The organism is Paraburkholderia sp. UCT2, from assembly GCF_014397665.1.
Taxonomy (GTDB): Bacteria; Pseudomonadota; Gammaproteobacteria; order Burkholderiales; family Burkholderiaceae; genus Paraburkholderia; species Paraburkholderia tuberum.
In genome coordinates, this window is the sequence record NZ_VZQO01000004.1 from 1 (window position 1) to 24,631 (window position 24,631).

Annotated in this window: 22 protein-coding genes and 2 pseudogenes; 18 read left to right on the forward strand and 6 right to left on the reverse strand. The window is 64.4% G+C overall.

The features are described 5' to 3' along the window. The 3 genes and pseudogenes from F6X39_RS04440 to F6X39_RS04450 all read left to right on the forward strand — a co-directional run. Window positions 1-371, forward strand: a pseudogene (locus tag F6X39_RS04440) (ammonium transporter); the annotation flags it as partial. Window positions 372-645: 274 nt separating this feature from the next. After that, on the forward strand, window positions 646-936 hold the full coding sequence (locus F6X39_RS04445) for a hypothetical protein (protein WP_187615724.1): 291 nt from the start codon (window positions 646-648) through the stop codon (window positions 934-936). A 137-nt stretch (window positions 937-1,073) separates the two neighbouring features. Then, window positions 1,074-2,240, forward strand: coding sequence for a porin (locus F6X39_RS04450; protein WP_187615725.1), 1,167 nt, complete (start codon window positions 1,074-1,076; stop codon window positions 2,238-2,240). A gap of 217 nt (window positions 2,241-2,457) precedes the next feature. Here F6X39_RS04450 and F6X39_RS04455 read toward each other — a convergent pair whose 3' ends face one another. Both F6X39_RS04455 and F6X39_RS04465 read right to left on the reverse strand, forming a co-directional pair. Next, window positions 2,458-4,254, reverse strand: coding sequence for a hypothetical protein (locus tag F6X39_RS04455; RefSeq protein WP_222945116.1), 1,797 nt, complete (start codon window positions 4,252-4,254; stop codon window positions 2,458-2,460). Window positions 4,255-4,580: 326 nt separating this feature from the next. After that, the gene (locus tag F6X39_RS04465) at window positions 4,581-6,521 is read right to left on the reverse strand and encodes a sigma-54-dependent Fis family transcriptional regulator (RefSeq protein WP_187615728.1); all 1,941 of its coding nucleotides are present in this window, start codon (window positions 6,519-6,521) and stop codon (window positions 4,581-4,583) included. 439 nt (window positions 6,522-6,960) lie between these two features. On the opposite strand from F6X39_RS04465, the gene F6X39_RS04470 reads away from it, so the two are divergent. The 6 genes from F6X39_RS04470 to F6X39_RS04495 all read left to right on the forward strand — a co-directional run bounded on the left by F6X39_RS04470 (window position 6,961) and on the right by F6X39_RS04495 (window position 13,902). After that, the gene (locus tag F6X39_RS04470) at window positions 6,961-8,016 is read left to right on the forward strand and encodes an ATP-NAD kinase family protein (protein ID WP_187615729.1); all 1,056 of its coding nucleotides are present in this window, start codon (window positions 6,961-6,963) and stop codon (window positions 8,014-8,016) included. An 82-nt stretch (window positions 8,017-8,098) separates the two neighbouring features. After that, entirely contained in the window at window positions 8,099-9,082 is a 984-nt protein-coding gene (locus F6X39_RS04475) for a thiamine pyrophosphate-dependent dehydrogenase E1 component subunit alpha (protein ID WP_090811581.1), read from the forward strand. Between the two features lie 136 nt (window positions 9,083-9,218). Continuing rightward, entirely contained in the window at window positions 9,219-10,223 is a 1,005-nt protein-coding gene (locus F6X39_RS04480) for an alpha-ketoacid dehydrogenase subunit beta (RefSeq protein ID WP_184052459.1), read from the forward strand. A 3-nt stretch (window positions 10,224-10,226) separates the two neighbouring features. Continuing rightward, a complete protein-coding gene (locus F6X39_RS04485; protein ID WP_187615730.1) occupies window positions 10,227-11,336 on the forward strand; it encodes an acetoin dehydrogenase dihydrolipoyllysine-residue acetyltransferase subunit in 1,110 nt (369 codons plus the stop codon). Between the two features lie 5 nt (window positions 11,337-11,341). Then, complete coding sequence (lipA, locus tag F6X39_RS04490) at window positions 11,342-12,310, forward strand: lipoyl synthase (protein WP_187615731.1); 969 nt, start codon at window positions 11,342-11,344, stop codon at window positions 12,308-12,310. A gap of 188 nt (window positions 12,311-12,498) precedes the next feature. After that, window positions 12,499-13,902 (forward strand): DNA-binding protein, encoded by a 1,404-nt coding sequence (locus F6X39_RS04495; protein WP_187615732.1) that lies wholly within the window; start codon window positions 12,499-12,501, stop codon window positions 13,900-13,902. A gap of 157 nt (window positions 13,903-14,059) precedes the next feature. Here the strand turns inward: F6X39_RS04495 and F6X39_RS04500 are convergent, their stop codons facing one another. The 4 genes and pseudogenes from F6X39_RS04500 to F6X39_RS37520 all read right to left on the reverse strand — a co-directional run. Next, entirely contained in the window at window positions 14,060-15,103 is a 1,044-nt protein-coding gene (locus F6X39_RS04500) for a porin (protein WP_187611876.1), read from the reverse strand. A 149-nt stretch (window positions 15,104-15,252) separates the two neighbouring features. Next, window positions 15,253-16,560: an MFS transporter gene (locus tag F6X39_RS04505; protein WP_187615733.1), complete on the reverse strand. Its 1,308-nt coding sequence runs from the start codon at window positions 16,558-16,560 to the stop codon at window positions 15,253-15,255. A 252-nt stretch (window positions 16,561-16,812) separates the two neighbouring features. Further along, window positions 16,813-17,406 (reverse strand): TetR/AcrR family transcriptional regulator, encoded by a 594-nt coding sequence (locus F6X39_RS04510; protein WP_187615734.1) that lies wholly within the window; start codon window positions 17,404-17,406, stop codon window positions 16,813-16,815. 198 nt (window positions 17,407-17,604) lie between these two features. Beyond that, window positions 17,605-17,676: pseudogene (locus F6X39_RS37520) on the reverse strand (TetR family transcriptional regulator); the annotation flags it as partial. A 194-nt stretch (window positions 17,677-17,870) separates the two neighbouring features. On the opposite strand from F6X39_RS37520, the gene F6X39_RS04520 reads away from it, so the two are divergent. From F6X39_RS04520 to F6X39_RS04560, 9 genes are read left to right on the forward strand one after another with little or no spacing between them, the layout of a single operon-like run. After that, complete coding sequence (locus tag F6X39_RS04520) at window positions 17,871-19,184, forward strand: aromatic ring-hydroxylating dioxygenase subunit alpha (RefSeq protein WP_316251653.1); 1,314 nt, start codon at window positions 17,871-17,873, stop codon at window positions 19,182-19,184. A 13-nt stretch (window positions 19,185-19,197) separates the two neighbouring features. Beyond that, window positions 19,198-19,605 carry a hypothetical protein gene (locus F6X39_RS04525; protein ID WP_187615735.1) on the forward strand — a complete coding sequence of 136 codons (408 nt, stop codon included), beginning with the start codon at window positions 19,198-19,200 and terminating at the stop codon, window positions 19,603-19,605. A 52-nt stretch (window positions 19,606-19,657) separates the two neighbouring features. Continuing rightward, window positions 19,658-20,062 carry a cupin domain-containing protein gene (locus F6X39_RS04530; protein WP_018422048.1) on the forward strand — a complete coding sequence of 135 codons (405 nt, stop codon included), beginning with the start codon at window positions 19,658-19,660 and terminating at the stop codon, window positions 20,060-20,062. Window positions 20,063-20,074: 12 nt separating this feature from the next. Next, window positions 20,075-20,425, forward strand: coding sequence for a cupin domain-containing protein (locus F6X39_RS04535; RefSeq protein WP_187615736.1), 351 nt, complete (start codon window positions 20,075-20,077; stop codon window positions 20,423-20,425). Between the two features lie 9 nt (window positions 20,426-20,434). Beyond that, window positions 20,435-21,766: an NAD(P)/FAD-dependent oxidoreductase gene (locus tag F6X39_RS04540; RefSeq protein ID WP_187615737.1), complete on the forward strand. Its 1,332-nt coding sequence runs from the start codon at window positions 20,435-20,437 to the stop codon at window positions 21,764-21,766. After that, window positions 21,763-22,407, forward strand: coding sequence for a nuclear transport factor 2 family protein (locus F6X39_RS04545; RefSeq protein ID WP_187615738.1), 645 nt, complete (start codon window positions 21,763-21,765; stop codon window positions 22,405-22,407). Before F6X39_RS04540 ends, F6X39_RS04545 begins: the two co-directional genes overlap by 4 nt. Further along, window positions 22,404-23,273: a dihydroorotate dehydrogenase electron transfer subunit gene (locus F6X39_RS04550; protein ID WP_187615739.1), complete on the forward strand. Its 870-nt coding sequence runs from the start codon at window positions 22,404-22,406 to the stop codon at window positions 23,271-23,273. Before F6X39_RS04545 ends, F6X39_RS04550 begins: the two co-directional genes overlap by 4 nt. Next, on the forward strand, window positions 23,267-24,205 hold the full coding sequence (locus tag F6X39_RS04555; RefSeq protein ID WP_018422043.1) for a dihydroorotate dehydrogenase: 939 nt from the start codon (window positions 23,267-23,269) through the stop codon (window positions 24,203-24,205). Before F6X39_RS04550 ends, F6X39_RS04555 begins: the two co-directional genes overlap by 7 nt. Further along, the gene (locus tag F6X39_RS04560) at window positions 24,202-24,627 is read left to right on the forward strand and encodes a non-heme iron oxygenase ferredoxin subunit (protein ID WP_262413331.1); all 426 of its coding nucleotides are present in this window, start codon (window positions 24,202-24,204) and stop codon (window positions 24,625-24,627) included. The genes F6X39_RS04555 and F6X39_RS04560 overlap by 4 nt, the downstream gene beginning before the upstream one ends. The last annotated feature ends 4 nt before the right edge of the window (window positions 24,628-24,631 follow it).

Below are 24,631 nucleotides of genomic sequence, written 5' to 3' on the forward strand. Positions count from 1 at the left end.
CGGCGTCGGGCTTCGTCGGCACGGTCGGCGCGCTCGTGATCGGTATCGTCGCGGGTGTGGTCTGCTTCTGGGCGGCCACGTGGCTCAAGCACAAGTTCGGGTACGACGATTCGCTCGACGCGTTCGGAGTGCACTGCATCGGCGGGATCGTCGGTGCGCTGCTGACCGGCGTGTTCGCGGTCAAGGACATCGGCGGCGCGGACGGTGACGTGATGCTGCAACTGAAGGGTGTCGCGACGACGCTGATCTACAGCGGGGTGGTCTCGTTTGTTCTGCTCAAGGCAATCGACGCAGTGATGGGGTTGCGTGTCGCCGAGGAAGAAGAGCGCGAAGGACTGGACCTGGTGCTGCATGGCGAGGCGGTCGAATAACGGTCGCGCCGCGGATGGAGCGGGTACGACGGTCACCGCCCCTCCTTTGGGGTGCCGCGTACCTGCCGGCATCGCTGCCCATGCGGGGCAGGGCGCCTGCGTGCCTTGGGTTGGGGCCTGGCGCTTACAGCGGCCAGGCCGCGACAGAAGTCGGAGCACCCTTCGTACTTGAGAGCATACGGGTGTCTGCCAGGTACGCGCCCGTACTGCCGAAGTTCGGCCAGACGAGCGAGGAGGTCGTGCCGGGTTCGAGCAACCGGATTTCCGCCAGCCGATGAAAAAGAATAATCAGCAGCATGTTGTCGTACTGGTTGTTCTCATCTCGCAAATCGCCTTTTTGGCAATGTTCGCATTCGCCGAACATGTCGTCAGGCATAACAGATGGCTCGCCGCAGGATTCGGATTCGACTTTTTATTCGGGCTGATTCTGTCGGTCGGCTTTGTCGGGATGTGGCGCGCGCGCGCCGTCGATTCAGATTTTCTCGGATTTCTTCTGGCCAATCCGGTTGATCTGGCGATTGTGATTGCGACCGCCGGTCAGCTAGTGGCCATTCTGCTTGTTTGATGCGCTTGGAAAGCGCATTTCGATTTAGAAGCAGATCGGTGCGAGTTGACCATCCCAGGTGGAATGTGCCGGGATGGAACTCCAATTAAAAAAGGAGCTGTTCTATTTTTCTGTAATCGCAAATGGGGCATAAAGACATGAAAAAAGCCTTGCTGGCAATCGGAGTCCTCGGCGCATTTTCGGTTTCCGCGTATGCGCAAAACAGCGTGACCCTGTACGGTCTTATCGACACGGGACTCATCTATACCAACAACCAGGCCGGTCATAGCAATTGGCAAATGGCGACCAGCTCCACGCAGAATACGGTGTTTGGCCTCAAGGGTACTGAAGATCTGGGAGGTGGTGTTCGTACGATCTTCAAACTCGAGCAGGGCTTCAATCTAAACAACGGTAGCCAGGCGTTTCCGGGTGACGCCTTCGGTTCTCAGGCCTGGGTCGGGTTGCAAAGCGACAATCTCGGCACCGTGACGTTGGGCCGCCAGTTCGATGTGCTGAACGACCAGCTCGGACCGATCACCGCGGGGAGCAACACGTGGGGTGGCAACCTCGCCGCACACCCGTTCGAGAACGACAACCTGGCGGCTGATTCGGTGGTCGTCAACAACTCGGTCAAGTATGTGAGCCCGACCTATGCCGGCGTGACGTTCGAAGGCATGTATTCGTTCAGCAACAAGGCGGGAGGATTCGCTGACAATCGCGCGTACGGCTTTAGCGTAGGTTATGCGCAGGGCCCGGTGAATCTTGCTGGCGGGTACCTGCAGTTCAATAACGCAGGCGGCGGCGTATCGGGCACGAATCCGAATGGGGCAATTGCGCAGGGCGACGGCAGCGCGAACTTCATCGCGGAGCGCCAGCGTATCTGGGGCGCCGGCGGCAATTACACGTTCGGCCCCGCAACTGTCGGATTCGTGTGGAGCCATACTCAGATCGACGACATGGCGGGCATCATCTCGCTGGGCCTCGGCAGCTATCTGCCGCTTGGCGGTAATCTGCGATTGGACAATTACGAGGTGAACGCACACTACTCGGTGACGTCTGCGTGGAGCGTATCCGGTGCCTATACGTTCACTGACGGTGCTTACAACCAGGGGGCCACGAAAGCCTCTCCAAAATGGAATTCGGTCATGCTGCAGACCGACTATTCGTTGAGCAAGCGTACCGACGTGTACCTGGAAGGCGTGTATCAGCATGTTCATGGCGCGCCGGCGGATTCCGTGCTCGCAGATGCGATGATCAATACCCTCTCGCCATCGTCGACGGGCACGCAGGTCGCGGTCACCGTGGGACTGCGACACCAGTTCTGATCTTCTGATTGCACGAATCGTGCGCTGCAGCGATGCGGCTGTGGGCGTAACGTGATGCACGGACACAGCCGCGTTGCAACAGAGGTCGCCGGACTCGCAACTCGTCGCCCCGGGCTACGAGACCTATCGCGGTCTCGGCCGGGACGGGCTATCCGTCAACGTCTCACGCAGGTCGGATCGACCGTAGGCAGCGCGCGGACTCAGCGAGTGCGGACGCTCAGCTATCGGGGTGGCTCGCGACAAAACTCGCGAACGCATTGTACGGAAGCGTAAGCGCCGTGCCGTTGATCACCAGACCGTAGGTTGCGTCCCCGCTATCGAGCTCGTAGTACATCGCCGATTGAATGTTCTTCGTCTTTCTGGCCTGATAGTAAGTGAGCAGGCGCGACGTGATGTAGTTGGCCCGGTACGCCTCGGTCTTCTCCGGTCCTGTGTTCCATTCCGAGATCACGAAGGGGACGCCATATCGGGCCTTGCAATAGGTGGGCAAATCGAAGCCGGGGCCGGACCCGTCGGAGCCGATATCGAAGATGTCGCCGTACACCTCGTAGTTGTGCCACGTAGTCAAGTCCCACCTGACGGTCGGATGGCCGCTCGTGCCATCGGGCTGCTTGCCATCCCACAGAGCGTCGGATGCGCCGGTGTCCGCGACGCAAAAGTTGACGCCGCATTTAGCATCCGCCTGCACCGACTTGACCCCGTCGATCATGCCGCGCATCACGCCGCGCATCAGCGGCCAGTTCGCATTGTTGAAGTCGACGACGCTCGTTCCTGCGTTGGTGGGGTCGAGAATGATCCCGTTCGCGCGCGTCAGTTCGTTGCCGCATTCATACAGGGTCACGCCGTGGGGTTGCAACGCCGTCGCGACAGTTACCGCGCAATTGAAGCCGCGTGTATAGGCCGCCGATTCGCTCGTGAACAGGTTGCCGTTACCGTCGTAGATGCCGGCATCGATCAGCACGAAAAGGGTCAAGCCCGCTGGCTGGAATGTTTGTGCCAACGCCACGACCGCGGCGAGTTGCGGTGCGTAGTCGGTACAGCTGAGCCGGTACGTCGAGCAGCCCAGGGCTTGCATGATCGACACGAGTTGCGACGTCGAATACAAATAATCGTAATGCCCGTTGATACCGTGAAACGAGCCGGCCGGCGCCGCGGTCGCGATGCGCGGATCGTTGCACGGCAACCATTCATCCGCATCGGCGCACACGTAGAACTGACCGCCGGTCGATTGTGCCCAGAACTTGCCGCCGTACCACAGCAGAAGCGCCGCATTCGACATCGTGCCGACGGCACTTCGATTGCGGTACACGACACCGTTCACGACGGTCCATATCGCGCCGACCTTGTCGATCAGATACGACGCGGGCGGGATCATGGTGCCGTCGACGGAGGTGCCGCCCAAACGTGGGTCATTGCACGACTGCCATCCCGAACCATTCCATCCGTAAAATTGGCCGCCGGTTCCCTCGTGATAGATCGTACCCCCGTACCAGAGTATCAACGAGACGTTGTAGGTATTGCCCGCCGCGACACCGTTCCTGTAGACAGATCCGCCGACCAGGGTCCATGACGCGTTCTGACTGTCGATAATCACCGTCGCCGGGGGGATGGTCGTGTTCTGTGGCGAAGCGTTCGAAGCGTTGCCGGGTGACCCCGAGTTCGGGTCCGATGGAGCGCCAGAACTGTCGCCCGAGGTCGAGCCGGAGGTACCGGTGGACGCCGTTCCAGTCGAGGCGGTCGGCGACGAGCCGTTCGCCACCGTCGTCGAGCCGCTAGTCGAAGTCGTAGTACCGGAACTGGTCGTGCCCGTCGAGGTCGCGATACCGGAGGTTGCCGTGCCCGTAGAGGGTGCCGCCGTCGTGCTCGACGGGTTCGTGGAATTGCCCGTGGAAGAGCCGCCGGCATCCGCAGTACCGCTATCACCACCACTACCACCACCACCGCCGCACGCGCTCAATACGACGCTTCCGCCGAGCGCAGTGAGACAACCAAGAAATTGACGTCGCGCAATCATGACAATAGCGCGAGCTGCCGCGAGGCGGCCCGCAAGGAATCCGGAGAGAAGTTGGGGAGTCCTTCGGGTCGCGAGTGCGTCGCGTGAGCCGTTCAGGACATTCGATGCGCGGTCGTGGGTGGTCTCTCGTTGCGACCGATCACTGAGTCCGGCAAGTCATGCCTGTCTGTCGGCACAAACTGCGCGTGGGAGCAGGGTTGTGCCGAAATAAAATCTTTTCGCTCGCGATGGACGAACTGCGAAAAGATTTCACTCTGCGGGTGAGGGCGTGGGAATCGGACGCTGTCTGCACAGCGGCAGACTCAGACGGGCGATCGCGATGCCGCTTATGTGCGATGCGGCCCGACGATGCCCAGCCGCGCGATGCGCCGGTACAGCGTCGCGCGCGATATGCCTAATGCCAGCGCGGCGGCGTTAGGCCGCCACTGGCAACGCGTGAGTGCCGCGACGATCCGTGCCCGCTCGTCGTCGGCGCTGGCCGGCGACGTGGAGTTCGCCGCGAGCGCCGGCGTGACGGCGGGCGCGAGTTGCGCCGCGAAGTCCGGCGACACGTGCCGCAACTCGACGCGAGCCGAATCGCAGACCGCGCACGCATAGCGCAGCACGTTGCGCAGTTGCCGGATGTTGCCGGGCCAGGAAAAAGCGGCAAGACGCCCGGCGAATTGCGGATCGAGCATCAGCACATGCGTGGCCGCTTGTGCTTCCTCGTTGAACACCGTATCGATCACATCGCGGATATCGGCGCGCTCGCGCAGCGGCGGTATCCGCAGCGTCGCGCCGCTCAGGCGATAGTAGAGATCTTCGCGGAACGATCCAGCTTCGACCATCTGCATCGGATCGCGGTGCGTCGCGCAGATCACGTCGATATCGACGCGCACCGGCGTATCGCCGCCAAGCGGCACCACTTCGCCCTCGGCGAGTACACGCAGCAGGCGTGTCTGCAGGCCGAGCGGCATGTCGCCGATTTCGTCGAGAAACAGCGTGCCGCCATGCGCTAGGGCGATCTTGCCGCGCGCGCCGCGACTGCGCGCGCCGGTGAACGCGCCAGGCGCATAACCGAACAGCTCGCTCTCGATCAGCGGCTCCGGAATCGCGCCGCAATTCACGGCGACGAACGGCCGCGTGCGCCGCGAACCCGAGTCGTGCACCGCGCGCGCGAACACCTCCTTGCCGACGCCGGTTTCGCCGAGCAGCAGAACCGGGAGCCGCTTGCCGGCGATCCGCAATGCGACTTGCGCGTTGCGCGCGATCCGTTCGTCCGAGCTGTGCAGAAAGCGGCTCATCGCGCCGATGCTGCCGTCCGCATGCGGATCGGCCGGCCGTGTCGCGAGGAGCGGGCGAGCCGCGCGTCTCATCGGCGCGCGAATGCGGGCATACAGCATCGCGCCGGTCGCGCGCAGCCGCAGCGCCACGATCATGTCGGTGCGCGCGACGTCGTGAAGACGGACCTCGGACGTGTCGAATATCTCGTCGATGTGACGCGGCCCGTCGAGCCCCGCGATGCTCTCGTGCGCCTTGCGGTTCGCGGCGGCGATGTTGCCGCATTCGTCGAATGCGATCAGTGCTTCGGGCTGCGCTTCGACGAAATGGCGGCTTTGATGGCCGAACAGGATCCAGTGCTGCGCGGTCTGATTCAGAAAGTAGCCATCCTCGATCAAACTCGCGCTTTGCCGCACCAGCTGAAAAACCAGCCCCTGGCTGTCGCGGTTGTCGGGCGATCGAATCGCCGATGCATCGAGCACGCCGATCAATTCGCCGGTCGGCGCGAAGATCGGCGAAGCGCTGCACGTGAGCGTCGTGAACGCGGCCCGGAAGTGATCGGTCTTGTGCACGGTGATCGGCGCGAGATCGGTGAGTACGTTCGCGATGCCGCAGGTGCCTTCTTCGCGCTCGGACCAGCACGAGCCGATATACAGCCCCGCATGCTTGAAATCGTTGCGCCGGTCGCGGTCGATCCGATAGTCGATCGTGACGCCGTGCGCGTCGGACAGCATCACGCAATAGTCGGCGACACGAATCATTTCGTGCAGCCGCGTCAGGCACTGGCCCGAGGCGCGCAGAAAGGCTTCCTCCTTGCCCTGGACTTCGCGCAGTTCGGCGGACGTCAGCACGCGCGGGCCGATCACCGAACTGGGGTCGAGCCGGTACTGCTCGTACGAACGCTGCCACGACGACACGAGGCGCGACGAATTGGCAGGGGCCGGCAAGCGTCCTTCGATGGCCCCGCGTACGCGATCGACGTGCTGCGTTTGAGAAACATAGGGCATGGCCGGCTCCAGGCGAGCGACACCGAGTAGGGCGCGTCCCTGTCTTGTAGCACATCCACACTGGGCGATCACATTGCGGCGCAGCACGTCAGGGGCGTGAGACGAACGTCTCAGAGATGAGTGAGACGCTGGTCGCATCGAGCAAACCCTTGTCTGGCGCGGTACCGTGCAAGCGCCGCGACGTGCTGTGAGCCGCGCACCGCGTCGCGGGACGGGCCCGTGAGACACAGTGAACCGCGCGGCGCAGGTCTGATGAAAGCGGCCGCGAACGTTCGACCTCCGCGTCCACCCCGTGAATACGGCGCTTCCGGCGCGTGCGCACGGCGCGCAAGCAATTGGCCCGACCTTTGCAGTATCGCTGGCAGACAAGCAAACGCGAAAGCAAGCGCGCTTCATCACAGCAAGTCCGCTTCGCTACTCGCGCACAGGAGACAAGCCAGTGTCATCACCCATCACCGTCGGCGTGATCGCGAACCCGGCATCGGGCCGTGATATTCGACGCCTCACCACGCACGCTTCGGTGTTTCCGACCGCCGAGAAGGCGAACATGGTTGTGCGCCTGCTCGCGGGCCTCGGCAAGCTCGGCGTCGCTCGCGTGCTGACCTTGCGCGACCGGACCGGTGTCGCTGCACTGGTACTGCGTGCGCTTGAAACGCACGCGGCCGTGGCCGAGCCGCAGCCTTGGCCGACCGTCGAATTTCTCGAACTGCCGATCACGGACAGCGCGGCCGACACCCATGCGGGTGTCGCGCGGATGGTCGGGTTGGGTGTCGATCTGATCGCGGTGCTCGGCGGCGACGGCACGCATCGCGCGGTTGCCGCGCATTGCGGCGAGGTGCCGCTGCTGACGCTGTCGACGGGTACCAACAACGCGTTTCCGGACATGCGCGAAGCGACGGTGGCGGGCCTCGCGGGCGCGCTCGCCGCTTCGGGGCTCGTGCCGCTCGAGGTCGCGCTGACGCGCAACAAGCGTCTCGTGGTCCGTTGCGTCGCGGGCCCGAACAAGGGGCGCGAGGAAATCGCGCTGGTCGATGTGTGCGTGAGCCGGCAGCGTTTCGTCGGTGCGCGAGCCGTCTGCGAGCCGGCTGATATCGAAGCGCTGTTTCTGACCTTCGCGGCGCCGGATGGTATCGGCCTGTCGTCGATCGGCGGGGCGTGGGCGCCGGTCGAGCGCGGCGCGCCGTACGGGCTGCATCTGACGTTCGCGCGCGCGGGCGAATCCGGCGTGCCGATCTTCGCGCCGCTCGCGCCGGGCCGTGTCGATCGGGTGACGATGCGCACCTGCGAGCGCTTCGAAGCGGGCTGCTGGACGCCGCTGCATACCGAACAAGGGACGCTCGCCTTCGACGGCGAGCGCGAGATCGAGCTCGAACGCGACGACCGCTACGAGATCGCGCTCGACTGGGCGGGACCGCTCACCGTCGATGTCGGCCGCACGCTGCGCTATTGCGCGTCGCGGCAGTTGATGCGCGAAGCGGCGGCGCGTCGGAGGTAATCAACTCAGGAGGAAGCGAACGCCTGAAGCACAGCTGGCTGAAGTAGCAGTGACCATCGAGATCATTCCCTGGAGACACACCATGTCTGTATCGACGCAGTTGAGCAAGGAAAAGCTGCTGGAAGCGTACCGGATGATGCGCACGATCCGCGAGTTCGAGGAGCGCCTGCACGTCGAATTCGCCACCGGCGAGATACCCGGCTTCGTGCATCTGTATGCCGGCGAGGAAGCGTCGGCGGTCGGCACGATGATGCATCTGAACGACGCGGACTATGTCGCCACCACACACCGTGGTCATGGCCACTGCATCGCGAAGGGCGTCGACGTGCCCGGCATGATGGCCGAAATCTACGGCCGCAGCACCGGCGTGTGCCGCGGCAAGGGCGGCTCGATGCATATCGCCGATCTGTCGAAAGGGATGCTCGGCGCCAACGGGATCGTCGGCGCGGGCGGTCCGCTCGTGTGCGGCGCCGCACTCGCCGCGAAGCTCAGGAAGACCGGCGGCGTCGGCGTGTGCTTCTTCGGCGACGGTGCGTCGAACCAGGGCGTGATCTTCGAATCGATGAATCTCGCTTCCGTCTGGCGCCTGCCGGCGATCTTCGTCGCGGAGAACAACGGCTATGCGGAGGCGACCTCGTCGACGTGGTCGGTCGCGGCCGACAACATCGCCGACCGCGCGAGCGGCTTTGGCATGCCCGGCGTGATCGTCGACGGCTTCGATTTCTTCGCGGTGCACGAGGCGCTCGGCGCCGCGATCGAGCGGGCGCGCGGCGGCGGTGGCCCGACGCTCGTCGAAGTGAAGCTGTCGCGCTATTTCGGTCACTTCGAGGGCGATGCGCAAACGTATCGCGCGCCCGGCGAAGTGCAGAAGCTGCGCGACGAAAAAGACTGCCTGAAGCGTTTCGAGGAGCGCGTGGTGCGCGCCGAAATGCTCAGCGCGGACGAACTGCGCGGCATCGATGCCAAGGTGAAGCAACTGATCGACGGCGCGGTGACCGAAGCGAAGGCCGCGCCTCTGCCGACGGCCGCCGACCTGCTGACCGACGTCTACGTGTCCTATCCGTAACCCGCGGCGCGAAACCATTCAATCTTCAGCTTTACATGGGATCGGAATAAGTGCGTTGCATGGGACCAGAGTAAGCGCTAAAGCGCCAACTCTGTTCGACAGCTAAAGCGCTAACTCCGATCGACAGGAGACAGTCATGGCAAGGAAGATCACGTTTTCTCAGGCGATCAACGAAGCGCTGAGCCAGGAGATGGCGCGCGACGAAACCGTCATCGTGATGGGTGAGGACAACGCGGGTGGCGCCGGGTCCCCAGGCGAACAGGATGCGTGGGGCGGTGTGCTCGGCGTGACGAAAGGGCTCTTTCACAAGTATCCGGGGCGCGTGCTCGACACGCCGCTGTCCGAAGGCGGCTTCATCGGCGCCGCGGTCGGCGCGGCCGCATGCGGCATGCGGCCGGTCGCCGAGCTGATGTTCATCGATTTCATGGGCGTGTGCTTCGACCAGATCTTCAATCAGGCCGCGAAGTTTCGCTATATGTTCGGCGGCAAGGCGCTGACGCCAGTCGTGATTCGCACGATGCAGGGCGCCGGCCTGCGCGCGGCCGCGCAGCACTCGCAGATGCTGACGTCGATGTTCACCCATATCCCCGGCCTGAAAGTGGTGTGCCCCTCGACGCCGTACGACGCGAAGGGTCTGTTGATCCAGGCGATTCGCGACAACGACCCGGTCATCTTCTGCGAGCACAAGCTGCTGTATGGCCGCGAGGGCGACGTGCCGGAAGAGTCGTATGCGATTCCGTTCGGCGAAGCGAACGTGGTGCGCGAAGGCGACGACGCGACGATCGTGACCTATGGCCGGATGGTTCACCACGCGACGGATGCCGCCGAAAAGCTCGCGAAAGAGGGCATCCAGGTCGAGGTGATCGATTTGCGCACGACCTCCCCGCTCGACGAGGAAACGATCCTGGAAAGCGCCGAGCGCACCGGGCGTGTCGTCGTGGTCGACGAGGCGAATCCGCGCTGCTCGATCGCGACCGATATCGCCGCGCTGGTCGCGCAGCGCGCGTTCCATTCGCTGAAGGCGCCAATCGAACTCGTGACCGCGCCGCATACGCCCGCGCCTTTCGCAGGCGTACTCGAAGATCTGTATATCCCGTCGGCCGAGAACATCGCCGCGGCCGTGCGGAAAGTAAGGAGCTGAGCAATGCCGATTCACATGATCACGATGCCCAAGTGGGGGCTGTCGATGGAGCAGGGACAGGTCAACGGCTGGCTGAAGGAGGTCGGCGAAAAAGTCGCGAAGGGCGACGAGATACTCGATGTCGAGACCGACAAGATTTCGTCGGGCGTCGAGTGCGCTTTCGACGGCACGCTGCGCAGGCAGATTGCGCAGCAGGGCGACACGCTGCCGATCGGCGCGCTGCTCGGCGTCGTCGCCGACGAAGCGAGCTCCGAGGCCGACATCGATGCGGCGGTCGAGGCGTTCCAGCGCGACTTCGTGCCGGCCACCGCGGACACGGCGGAGGCGGGACCGCAGCCGCAAAAGGCGCAGATCGGCGGGCGCACCGTGCGTTACCTGAAGATCGGCGACGGCGGCACGCCCGCGGTGCTGATCCACGGTTTCGGCGGCGATCTGAACAACTGGCTCTTCAATCACGCGGATCTCGCCGCGCATCGCGCCGTGTGGGCGCTCGATCTGCCGGGGCATGGCGAGTCGGGCAAGGCGGTCGACACGGGCAGCCTCGACGAACTGGCCGACAGCGTAATCGCGTTTCTCGACGACCGGGGCATCGAGCGCGCGCATATGGTCGGCCATTCGATGGGTGGCGCCGTGTCGATGACGGTCGCCGCGAAGGCGCCCGAACGCGTCGCGTCGCTGGCATTGATCGCGGGCGCGGGGCTCGGCGACGAGATCAATCGCGAGTACATCGAAGGTTTCGTCGAGGGCAGCAGCCGCAACGCGCTGAAGCCGCATCTGGTGAAGCTTTTTGCCGACGGGTCGCTGGTCACGCGGCAACTGATCGAAGACATCGTCAAGTACAAGCGGCTCGAAGGCGTGAACGACGCGCTGCGCAAGATTGCCGCGTCCGCGTTCGAAGGCGGGGTGCAAAGCCGCGTCTATCGCGAGCGGCTCGACACGCTCGCGCCGCGCACGCTGGTGATCTGGGGCGCGCAGGACCAGATCATTCCGGCCGCGCACGCGCAGGGGCTGCCCGCTCAGGTGCGTGTGCATGTGATCGACGGCAAAGGACACATGGTGCAGATGGAGGCTGCATCGGAGGTGAACCGCCTGCTCAACGAGTTCTTCGGATAACCGCGATGGACGCCGCTCCTCATACCGACAGCCTCACGGCGCTTGGCCAGCATGGCAAGCGCAACCGCGACAAGCTCGCCCGCATTCCGGTGAAGATCGTGCCGGCGGACCATTCGACCGTATTGCCGAAGCCGCCCTGGCTGCACGCGCGGCCGATGATGAGCGAAACCGTCGCGGGCATGGCGGCGGTGCTGCGCGAGCACAGCTTGCATTCGGTCTGCGAGGAGGCGATGTGTCCGAACATCGGCGAGTGTTTCGCGCAGCGCACCGCGACATTCATGATCATGGGAGGGATCTGCACGCGGCGCTGTGCGTTCTGCGACGTCGCGCACGGACGGCCGCAAGCGCTCGACGACGACGAGCCCGCGCGGCTTGCCGACGCCGTCGCGGCGCTCGGGCTGCGCTACGTCGTGATTACATCGGTGGACCGCGACGATCTGCGCGACGGCGGCGCCGCGCACTTCGCGCGTTGTATTGCGCTCGTGCGCGAGCGCGTGCCGGGCATTCGCGTGGAAATCCTGACGCCGGATTTTCGCGGGCGAATCGACCGCGCGCTCGATGCTCTGTCCGAGGCGTGGCCAGACGTTTTTAATCACAACATCGAAACGGTGCCGTCGCTGTATCGGGCGGCACGGGCCGGCGCGGACTACCTCGGTTCGCTCGAACTGCTATCGCGCGCGAAACGCCAGAACGCGGCGGGGTTGACCAAATCCGGCCTGATGGCCGGGCTCGGCGAGACCGACAGCGAACTGCTCGCGACGATGCGCGATCTGCGTGCCCACGACGTCGACGTGCTGACGATCGGCCAGTATCTCGCGCCGTCGCGGTTTCACATGGCGGTGCGGCGATACGTGCCGCCCGCGACGTTCGACATGCTACGCGACGAAGGTTTGAAGATGGGGTTCATCGAAGTGGTGTCGGGGCCGCTCGTGCGGTCGTCGTATCACGCGGATCGGATCGCCGGGAAGCTCTGAATGCATGTGTGCCGGACCTTTGGTGGCGCAATCCGATGAATACCTCCCCGTAACCTCGGCTTTTCGAACGATTGACCGCCGGGGAAGTACTCGACAATTCGTAGGTATGCGAGGCGAGTCCCAGCGCGGGGCCGCCTCCCGAACGACGAAACGGTATTCGTCACCACGTGCACTTTGTCGAGGCAGGCATGTCAAGCAACATTACGATCACGGACGAACTCGTCGCTGAAATCGCAAACCGGATGGCCGAGGAGGGCGAGAAGGTGTCTCCGGTAGCCATCTGGTCCGAAGTCCATACAGGCTCGGTGGTCGCGGTGGCAGCGGCATTGCGCAAGTGGCGTGAAACGCGCGCACCGCGGGTGCCGCAGGTCGTCGAACGTCCTGCGTTGCCGGAAACCGTGACCGACACCATGCGCGATGCGCTCGACCGGCTGTGGAGCTCAGCGCAGGATGAAGCTGAACGCGCGGTGGCGCGACGCCTCGCCGCGATGCGCCAGCGTGTCGAGGACGCCAGCGACGAGCGCGACGACGCGCTTGCGGAACTGCAAACCACCGTCCAGGAACTCGATGCGCTGCAAGTCCAACTGGATAAGATGACGAGCGCCTACGAGGAGAAAGTCGACGCGGTAGCCGGGCTCGAAGAGGACATTGCGCTCGCCGTGCAACGGACCGACGCGGCGGAGAAGCGCGCGCAGGAACTTGCCGAGCGCGTTTCGCTCCTCGAAGCGGAACTGCAGAGCGCGGAACTGGCCGCGGAGCGCCGAGCGGTTTCGCACGAGGAGACCGACGCCGCGGGCGAGGGCGAGGTGGCGAACGAGTCGGCTGGGTCAGTCGTCGAAACGCCGGCCGACGAAACGGAGCGTGCGGCGCTGGAAGCGGCGCATTCCGAAGCGGTCGCTCGTCTTCAAAGCGAGCTCGAAGCGATTCGCGCGGAGCTGCAGGCCGAGCAGGAAGCGCACGCGGCCCGCCGGGAAGAGGTCGCGGGCGCGCAGGCTGAACGCAATGCCGCCGCACTTGAATTGCAGAATGTCCAGACGCAGATCGCCGGCCTGACCGATGAGCGTGACGCGGGCGCCTCCGAAATCGCGAGACTGTCGGCCAGCTTGTCGGAGGCGCAGGAGCGTGCCGACGCGGAGCAGCAGCGCGCGGCCGAACTGGCCGAAAGCGCGGTGGCGAGCGAGAACGTCGCGGGCCTGGAGTCGGCGTCGCCGGTGACTGCCGACTCTCAGCAGCTCGAGGCATTGAAGGCGCAGATGACGCGCGACGCGGACGCGCATGCCGCCGCAATTGCCGAAGCGCGGGAGACCGTCAGGAAATGGTCCGACTACTCGAACGCACTGAAGCAGCAACTGGCTCAGGCGAATGAAAAAATGGTCGTCGTCCTTGCCCGTGGCGCAGGTGAAGCGACATTGAGCCGCCGGCTTGCCGCTGAACTGGCCCAGATCAAGCCGGAGCATGAATTGCTGCGCAAGGAGATTCAGCAGCAAGTGGTCGTCGAAACGATCAACGCTCACCTCGAGAAACAAGGCTACCGCTACGACGAGAAGACGGGTTTGGTGTCAAAGCTGAACACCGAAAGCTCGCCGGCGTGACGGGATCGTTGATGGGATGGCGGCAGCGCCGATCGATTTTCTCTGTGCGCGGGAAGCCGGTGCCGTCGCATCGCGATGCGACCGTTCTCCTGGGTCGTTACCGGTGCACCCATATGCGACTTGCTGTCGTCGATCGAAGCACCGGTCGCAAGCTCAGTCAGAAGAAGTGCTGCACGCCAATGCGCACCGACGCCTGATCGCTGCGCGACGACGGCGACAACGAGAGCAGCGCCGCTTGCGCGCCGCCACCCGCGTGCTGATAGGTCAGCTCGGCGTAGAGCATGGTGCGCACCGAAAGGTGATACAGGTTCGAGAGACCGGCGGTCGTGTAGGTCTTTCCGTCGAACCACGTGCGGTAGCCGCCGAGCAGCACGGTGTCGAATGGCGTGACGTTCCAGTCCACGCCTAACTCAGTTGTCGTAGCACGCGTTGAATCCGTATCGCTGGCAATTTTCACCGTATCGACGACAGCGTGAAACGCCCATTGGCGATTGGGTATATACGTGCCGGCCACACCGAAGATCTCGGTATTGCGCGCCTTGAATGGCGTGCCGCCGGTAAGGTCCTGACCGAGGAAACTGGCGTAGCCAAGCGACGTATTGAAGGCGTACGACTTGTTGCGGGTGTCGCTGTATACCGCGCCCAGTTGCAGCGCCGAGGACTTGTAGAGGAGCGCGCCGCCTACATAGCGGCCCTGTCCCGTCGAAGGATCGGTGAAGCCGTACATCGCGCGCGCCGACACGCCATGCCACGGATTGCTTGCGTACTTCACAGTGTTGTTCACGGGGGTGACCGCATCGTTGTCGATGTTGGCGGGGCGGTACAGCAAGTAGTTGTACTGGACAGCGCCGTTCGCGTTGGGCAGAAGCACATCGTCGGTCAGATCCCACTGCCTGCCGAGTGTGAGCGTGCCCCAACGGTTGTCGGAAAGCCCGACGAAGGCCTTGCGGCTGAACAGTACGCCCGAAGTGGCGAAAGCGCCCGTATTCGAGAAGAAACCGTTCTCCAGCTGGAATACGGCTTTCGATCCACCCCCTAGATCTTCCGAGCCTTTGAAGCCGAACTGGTCGGGCACGCTGATCGGCCCCATGACGACTTGCGAACTTCCCTTCGCATTGGTCACGTAGCCAACGCCTTCATCGATGCTGCCGTACAGCGTGACGCTGCTTTGCGCATGTGCGGACGATGCTGTCACACCCATGCACAACATCAGACAACTCAACGAAACATAAGGGATACTGATTGCGGATGAGAAAGGATTAGGTAACGGTCTCATGCCGATGGCAGGTAGGAAAAAAGAAGGAGGAGGAGATCAGGTCGCAGGCCGGTTTGCACCGGCTCTGCGGCGTGTCATGCGTGGCGCGGCCTGCACAGAGCGATGGCGAGCGCGGCGACGAGGGCCGATGCGGCGAAGGCGATGAAATTCAGGCGCACGTCGAGATGCGACGCGGCGAACCACGCGCCGAGCATCGGCCCCGCCATCGCGCCGATCCGGCCTATGCCGACTGCCCAGCCCGTCGCGCTCGCTCGTGCGAACGGCCGGTAGAAGCTTGCGATATAGCCGAGCTGCACCATCGCCACCCCGATACTGCCCAGCCCGGCGAGCGCCACCAGCGCGTAGTTCGTGAACACGCCGCCCCTCACCGTCAGTCCGCAGATCGCGAGCGCGCCGATCACGTAGCCGCCGACGATCGTCTTGCGCGGGCCGAGCCGATCACCGACGCGGCCGATCAGAATGCCGCCGATCGCCGAGGAGAGCATGAAGACCGCCAGAAACGACAGACTCGAGCCGAGGTCATAGCCGAGCTTGCGCATCAGTTGCGGCAGCCAGGTGCCAAGCCCGTAGATCACGAGTACCGCGGCGACTTGCGCGAGCCACAGACAAAGCGTCGACCACCAGTTGCCGTGCGAGAACACCTCGCCGAACACGACGCGCAGCGAAGGCTTGGCCACCGCCTCGACGGGAATGCTGTCGAGCGACGCGATCGACAGGCCGAGCCGTTGCGCGAGCTCATCGGCCTCGCGTCGCTTGCCGCTCGCCATCAGATAGGCGAGCGACTCGGGCAGCAGCTTGATCAGCACGGGAAGGGCGAGCAGCGGCAACGCGCCTACCGCGACGACGAAGCGCCAGCCATGCGACGCGAGAAACGCCATCCCGATCACAGCGGAAACCAACGCTCCGATCGCGTAGCCCGAATACATGATGGCGAAATTGAGGTTGCGCTTGGGCGCCGGCGAGTATTCGACCGTGAGCGCCGCCGCCGCGGAAATGACGCCGCCGAGGCCGAGTCCACCGATGAAGCGCATCACGCTGAAAATGAACGGCGTGGGCGCAACGGCCGCGCCCAGCATCGACAGCGAGAACAGCGCCACGCACGCAATCAGCAGACGTTTGCGGCCCATCAGGTCGGTCAGAACGCTGATGAAATACGAGCCGAACAGCGTGCCGAACAGCGCCGCGCTACTCATCGCGCCGACTTCGATCGGCGTGAGCTTCCACACCGGGTCGGCGAGCATCGACGGAACGATAGTGCCCATGACGCCGATGTCATAGCCTTCGGTCACGATCGTAAGGAAACAAAGGGCCAGCACGCGGCGCGTGGTGCGCGCGGGCGGGTCGAGTGCGAGTGCGAGAGGACTTTCGGAGATGGCCGCCATGGGATGACTTTTTCGAACGAACTACCGGAAAGATCAGGCAAGCACGATGCCAGTCCCTCGTGGATGACCTCGTGGCCGAAAGCGCGGATCACGTGTCTATCCGCGCTTTGTGCGGCTTGCCCGCCCGGCGCAGGCGGAAGCTGTTGTCTGCGCTCGAATACAGAATGACATTCTATTTTCGAGGCGTCAAAGATTTCAAAATAAATTTAGGCGTGGTTCGGGAAAATCCTGGGTCGAGGCCGCGTCGCCTGCTCAGCTTACGTCATGTCGCGGCGCCTCGCCCAATAGCAGCGTGGTCATGAGCGCGGTGATGCGGTGGATGTCGCGGTGATCGCCGATACGCTGATTGATCACGAAGCCGTCGAACGCCATCCAGATCACGTGAGCGAACAGGTCGCCGCCGAGGGCCGCGACGCGCTCGGCGGGCAGCGCGTCTTTGAGGAGCTGCGTGAGGAAATTCTCGACCGATACGAGCAGATTGTTCGGCTTCGCGAGACCCGCGGGCGCGCTCGCGAGTGCGTCGATCAACGAGTTCGCGAAGGCGTTGTCGGCGGCCGGGATGTCGTCCCAGATGCCCGCCAGGATGCGCTCGATCTTCCTGCGCGGACCGTTGAGCAACGCCACTTCGCTGCGCAGCCGATGCAATTGCTCGATCAGCCAGGGCTCGTAGATTTCATAAAGGATGACGAGCTTGGAGTCGAAGTAGACGTACAGATTGGCGACCGTGGTGCCCGCGAGACGGGCGATTTCGGTCATTGTCGTGGCTGAATAACCCTTTTCGCTGAAGGCGTTGAACGCGGCCGTCAAAATGGCTTCCCGCTTGACGGCTTTTTTGATTTGCGGCACTTGAGGGCTCTCTATCGGAAGGGCGGTGGTCGGTTCGGGGCATTCTATCAAGCCGCCACGCCCACGCCGGTGCGTGTCGGACGCTGCCGTCGCGCGAGAGCTTCGATGAGCGCATTGGCGAAGTTCGCGTCGGCGCCTGGAATGTCGCGGCAAAGACCGATACACCTCATAGAGGATCGCGAGCTCCGAGTCGAAGTACACGTACAGATTCGCCGCGGTCATGCCGGCGGCCGACGCGATCTGCGCCATCTTCGTCGCCGTGAAGCCTTGCTGCTGAAAGCAGCCTGTGTGCGGCTTGCGCGATCAACCCATGCTTCCCGTGTTTCATTACATCGCTCCCGTTCGGATTCGCGCGGACATGCCCCTGTTTCGCGAAATCAGCAAAAGACACTTGACGATCAAAATTTTTCAAAACAGAATACTATTCATTAATAAACGACATTCGTTTTTGAGGTGAAGCTATCGTGTCCACGACCTTGCTGTCCCCCGAAGTCCCCGCGCCGGCAGGCACGCTGACCGGCCGGTATCCCGAACTCGGCTCCGGTCCGATCCCGGTCGAGCCGTACATTTCGCCGGAGTACTACGAGCGCGAGAAGCAACACATCTTCAAGAAGACGTGGCTGCAGGTCGGTCGGGTTGAGGAGATTCCGAAGCCGGGCGACTACTTCGTGAAGGACCTCGCCGCGTGCGACACGTCGATCATCGTGGTGCGCAATCGTCAGGGCGAGATCCGCGCCATGCACAACGTGTGCGCGCACCGCATGAACGAAATCGTCTACGACAAGTGCGGCAACACCCGCAAATTCTTCTGCAAGTTTCATGGCTGGGCCTACGACCTCGACGGCAAACTCACGGGTGTGCCCGACGAGAAGTGCTTCTTCGGTCTCGATCGCGAGCAGTTCGGCCTCTCGCGTGTGGCGTGCGACGTGTGGCAAGGCTTCATCTTCGTGAACATGGACCCGAATCCGCCGGTCTCGCTCGCGGATTACATGAGGCCGATGTTCGGCGACATCGAGGGCTATCCGTTCGATAAGCTCACCGCCGGCTTCGGCTGGCAAACGGTCGTCAACTGCAACTGGAAGCTCGCGCTCGACGCGTTCCAGGAGGCGTATCACGTCGCCTATGTGCACGGCAATTCGATCGCGGACGCGATCGACAAAAGCGACAACGAAAGCATGCCGCCGCTCGACGCGCTGTGCGGCGAATTTCATCGGCGGCTCTCGCTGGCGGGCAACCAGAAGTCCGTCTATGGCAACCCGAAGGCGGTGACCGAGGGCGGCGCCGCCGCGCAGAACGCGTTGTCCGAGCAGGGACATAAACGCCCGATCGCGGCGGCGGCATTGCGCGCGGGCATCGGCAGCGCGAAGCACGCGTTTGCGCTCGACACGCTGCCGTCAGGCGTGAACTGGACAAGGAGCCCGAACTGGCTGTTCGACATGAACATCGTGTTCCCGGACTTTTACGTTTCGCTGCGTCCGAACTATTGCCAGGCGTACAACTTCCGTCCGATCTCGCACAACCAGACGCTCGTCGACGCACGCGTGTACTACCCCGAAATGACGACGCCCGGCGGCCGCTTCTTCCTCGAATACATGAAAGTCGCGCTGCGCGACGTGCTGCTCGAAGACTTCAGCACGCTCGAACGCACGCAACGCGCGGCCGAAACGGGCGCGAAAAAAGTGATGGTGTTGCAGGACAACGAACTGCTGGTGCGCCACGCGTATCACGTCGTCGAACGGATGCTGGCGCAAGGCGTCGCGGCCGGTGCGACGGTTTAACCAGGAATCGAACATGAGCACCGCAATGCCTACCCAGCCGGTCAATTTCGTCAGCAGAAAAGCGCCCGTCGCCCGCACATTGCCCGCGGGTTTCGAGTCGCTCGCGCCGTTCGTCGAGATCTGGGCGCTCGAGACCGAAACCGCACGCAACGCGCAACGCCACGCGGTCGGCATGGAAGCCATTCTTGCGTTTCGCGACGCGATCCTGCCGCAGGTCGACGACGTTGTCGCATATCTGAACGGCTACGCGCTCGCGACGCTCGACGAGCATCCCGGAGCGAAGACCTTGATGTACCTGCTGCTGTCGCTGGCCGAGATCGCGCCTGCAATCGAGTTCTATAACCAGCCGGCCGTCATCGACGGATACGAGTCCGCGCGTTTTCGCGCCGACGAGACTTTTGTCATGCGTCCGCTGCCCTGAGCGTTGACGCGATCGGCCGGTGCGTCCGGTCTGAACCTGAAGGAGACAGCAAATGGCGAAATGCCGCGTGTTTGGCATCGATCACGGCCTGAAGACCGTGGTCGAAAACGGCCTGTACATGAAGACGATGATCGGCGCGACGATGAGTGTTGCGGTGATCAAGTTCGTCGAGCAGGAGGGCACGAATCTGCCCGCGAAGGCGCACGATCACGGCGAGGAAGCGTCGCTGCAGGTGCTCGGTTCGTGCTCGATCTTCGAGGTGCGGCCGGACACGCCCGACGTCGAGCGCACGCTCGCGCAAGGCGACGCGATGATCATTCCCGCAGGCCTCAGTCACTACGGTAAGAACTGCTACGGCGCGCAAGGCGTGAGCATGCGCTTGAACGTGGTGTCGCCGCCGCGCGCGGAATATGGCGCGCAGGACGACACGCCGTATTACCCGCTCGCCAATCGATGATGAGGGACGCAAATGAATAATCGCGCTGACAATCTGGCCGGCGACATCGCGCAATGCACGGCAGTTCAGGCAGGTGAGCGCTGGCGCGATCCGCACGCGGCGAGCCAAACGGTGCGCGCGCAAGGCGCGCTGTTGAGCACGGAGTTCGCGGTGTTCGAGCCGAGCGAAGTGCGCGACGAGGCAGCGGGAGCGCGCGGCGAGGAAGTCGTCGCGATTCTCGAAGGCCGGTTCGATATCGATGCGGCCGGCGAGCATTACCGGCTCGTCGCGGGCGAGGCGATCCTGATTCCGCCGCGCGAGCCGCGTCGCTTTACGTGCGTCGGCGCCAAGGGCGTGCTGTATCGCGCCGGGACCAGTGTGTGAGATCGAATCATGAAGCACGATCCATTTGAACCGGATGTCGTGAAGCACGTCGTCGTCGTCGGCGCGGGCCATGCTGGCGGACGCGTCGTGCAGCATCTCGTGTCGCTGGGCTTCGCGGGGCGCATCACGCTCGTAGGCGACGAGCGTCATCCGCCCTACGAGCGGCCCGCGCTCTCGAAGGAATGGCTGACGAGCGAAACCGAGCCGACGCTCGCGGCGTCGCCCCTCGTTCTGGCGCCCGCAGCGTTCTGGGAGCCGTCGGCGTTGCGCGACGCGCGCATCGACCGCCTGCACGAACGTGCGGTCGCGCTCGATGCGACTGAGCGCGTGCTGACACTCGCGAGCGGCACCCAAGTGCGGTTCGATCGCCTGGTCGTGGCGACGGGCGGCGCGCCGCGCGACGGCGCGATTCCCGGCGCGAACCGGCCCGGCGTACACCTGCTGCGCACGGTCGACGATAGCCTCGCGCTGCGCCGCGCGCTGCGCGAGAGCCGTGGCCTCGCCATCATCGGGGCAGGCGTGATCGGCATGGAAGTGGCGTCGTCGGCGCTCGAGCTTGGCGTGCCGGTGACGGTGCTCGAAGCGGGCGAGCGCGTGCTCGCCCGCTGCCTGTCCCCCGTGATGTCCGAATGGCTGCTGCGCGAGCATCGTGCGCGCGGCGTGCGGGTGGAACTGGGGGTCGCCGTCGAGTCGATCGGGGACGCAGCGCAAGCGGCGCAACTTGCCACCGACGGCACGCGCTATGTCGTGCGTTGCAAACTCGTCGACACCGCGCAAACGCGATCACGCGAAGCCTTCGACGTCGCCGCCGACACGATCCTGATCGCGATCGGCGTCGATTGCGCGCCGGCGTTTCTCGCGGGCACGGGGCTCGCGGGACGCCAGGGCGTCGACATCGACGAAACCTGCCGCAGTCCGCATGCGCCGTGGCTTTACGCGGTCGGCGACGTCGCGCATGTGCTCGATGGCGAGAGCGAGCGCGGTGGTCTGCGTCAGGAAACGTGGCGCAATGCCGAGAACCAGGCGCTCGCGGTCGCGCAGACCCTGATCGGCCGCGCGCAGGCGTATCGCGAAACGCCATGGATGTGGACCGATCAGCTCGGCAACAACATCCAGGTCGTCGGCCAGCCCGATCCGCGCGACGAGGTCGTGCTGCGCGGCGAACCGGGCGCTGGACCCTGCGCGGCGCTGAGCGTGCGCGACGGTCGCATCGTCGCGGGTGTGCTCGTCAACGCGGGCCGTGAGCGACGCTTCCTCGAAAAGCTTGTCGCCAGCGCGATGCCCGTGGACGTCGCGCGCCTCGCGGACCCCGGCACGTCGCTCAAGGAGCTTGCCGCATGAGCGCGATCTCGAGGGGAGTGGCCGACGCACGTACCCGCAACGACACGCCCACATACAGCGGCGCGCAGATGGCAGCGCTCGCGGCACGCGTCGAACGGCTCGAATCGATCGAAGCGATTCGCGCACTCAAGGCGCACTACGGCGCGCTCGCCGACGCGAAGTACGGTGGCGACTACCGCAAGCTCGACCGCGAAGCGCTCGCGGACATCGCACGCCAGCAAGCGGCCTGCTTCACCGGCGATGCCGTCTGGGCGGGCGGCAACGGTTTCGGCGGCGACCTCGTCGGACGTGAAGCGATCGAGCGCTGGTTTCTCAACTCGCCGTGGCGCTTCGCGATGCACTACTACGTCAGCGAGACGCTCAAGGTGGATGTCGCGCGCGGCGTGGCGCAGGCGAACTGGCGGCTGATGCAGGTGGCGCTGCGCGAGGACGCGGACACGCGCGCAGGGGCGGTGTGGCTGGGCGCGGTCACGACCGAACACTACCGGCGCGACGCGGCGAGCGGCCTCTGGCTGATCAGTTACATGAAATTCGAAGCGCTCCACATGATGACCCTGGCGGATGGGCCGCTGCCGATCGCCAGCAATTTCGCGGACCTCGACGCGCTGCGCGTCGACCGCACCGAGGACAATCAGTCATGACAGAAGTCATTGCGTCGCCCTGCGCGACCCGTACGGATTCTTGCCGCGGTAGTGTCGCGCTCGATATCGCCGAGCACGCGTGCCGCGTGCTGCAGAACATACCCGTCAACGCGGAGTATCGTCACATGATCGTCGCCGCGCCGATCGGCGCCGCGCTCGCGCAACCGGGCCAGTTCTTCCATCTCGCGTGCCCGCCGGGCGCCGCGGGCACGTCGTTTCTGCGCCGGCCGATGAGCGTCTACGGCGCCGATCCGCTGCGGCGCACCGTCGAGTTTCTCTACAAGGTGCAGGGTATCGGCACGCAAGGGCTGGCGACGTTGCGGCCAGGCGACACGCTCGATGCGCTCGGACCGCTCGGTCGTGGCTTCGAATTGCCTGAAGAGACGCGCCATGTCTTGCTGCTGGCGCGCGGGGTAGGCCTTGCGACGCTCGCGCCACTCGCGGCGCATGCCGTCGCGCGGGGCGCGTGCGTGAGCGCCGTGCTAAGCGCGCGCAGCCAGGCCGTGGTGATGTCCGCCGAGCGTTTGCGCGTGGCGGGCGCGACGGTTCATATCGTCACCGACGAAGACGGCAGCAGCGATCTCGCGCGCGTCGAAGCGCAACTCGAAGCGCTGCACGCCGAAGCGCCGTTCGACTTCCTGTCCACCTGCGGCTCGAACCGGCTTCTGATGCTGCTCCAGAAGCTCGGCAAGTCGTGGGGCGTGGCGGGACAAACCGCGATCGAGCAGCACATGGGTTGCGGACTCGGCTCGTGCTATGCGTGCGTGCGTCCATTCCGCGCGCATGCCGATTCCGACCGTTTGACCTTCCGGCGCGTGTGCTGGGAGGGCCCCGTGTTCGATTTGCAGGAAACGGCATCATGGTAGATCTGAGCGTCAAGGTGGGCGGACTCACGCTCGCCAATCCCGTCATGCCCGCGTCCGGCACTTTCGCGGACGGCAACGCGCGCGTGTTCGATCTCAATTGCCTCGGCGCGATCGTCACCAAGACGATCACCGCCGACATTCGCGAAGGCGTACCGCCGCCGCGGGTTGCCGAGTTCAAGGACGCGACGCTGTTTTCGATCGGTATTCCGAGCAAGGGCGCCGACTATTACATCAATACGACGGTGCCGTTCTACCAGCGCTATACGCCGCCGATCGTGGGCAGCATCTCCGCGAATTCGGCGGCCGAGTTCGGCGAGCTGGCGGGGCGCATCGGTACGAGCGGCATTGCGGCGATCGAGGCGAACGTGTCGTGTCCGAACCTGAAAAAGAACGGCAAGGCGTTCGGCATGGACCCCGAGGCGACGTATCAGGTCGTGCGCGCGATGAAGTCGAGCACCCGCGTCCCCGTGTGGGTCAAGATGACGCCGAACGCCGGCAACCTGGTCGAAGTCGCGCTCGCCGCGCAAGCCGCCGGCGCCGATGCACTCGTGTGCTGCAACGCGATTCTGGCGATGGCGATCGACGTGCGGACCTTCAGGCCGCGCGTCGCGAACGTGATGGGTGGCCTGACCGGCGCCGCGACCAGGCCGATTCTGCTGCGCATGGCCCACCAGTGCGCCGAGGCCGTCGAGATTCCCGTGATCGGCTGCGGCGGCATCAGCACGGCGGAAGACGCGATCGAATTCATGCTCGCGGGCTGCGCAGCGGTCCAGGTCGGCACCGCCAACTTCATTACGCCGAACGCGATGCCGCGCGTGATCGACGGGCTGCGTGCGTTCTGCGAGCAGCGCGGTCTCGCGCGCGTCGCGGACCTGATCGGCGCGATGCAGCGTCATGACGTGATCAATCTGCAAAAGGACTATGCGCTATGAAGGTCATTCCTATTGCCTCGGTATGCGGGCGCACGGTTCACGCGCCTGCGCACGCGGCTGAGGCGGCGTTCGCGAGCGGCGGGGCGCCGGCGCTATCGATGGCCACCGACGTGTGGCATCTGGTCGGCGAGTTCGATCGGTGTTTTGACGGTAACGATTGTCTGGGCGTTACGATCGACACCGTGAAGGTCGGCTTGTTTCGCGTCGCCGGCGAAATCCATGCGCTCGACGATATCTGCACGCACGGCAACGCGTTGCTGAGCGAGGGCCTGCTCGACGGTCACGAGATCGAATGTCCATTACACGCTGGCCTCGTCGACGTGCGCACGGGCAAGGGCACGACCACGCCGATCGTGCGCGATACGCGGCGCCATGAAGTCCGGATCGACGGCGGCAATCTCTACGTTCGGCTGCGCCGCTGAGACG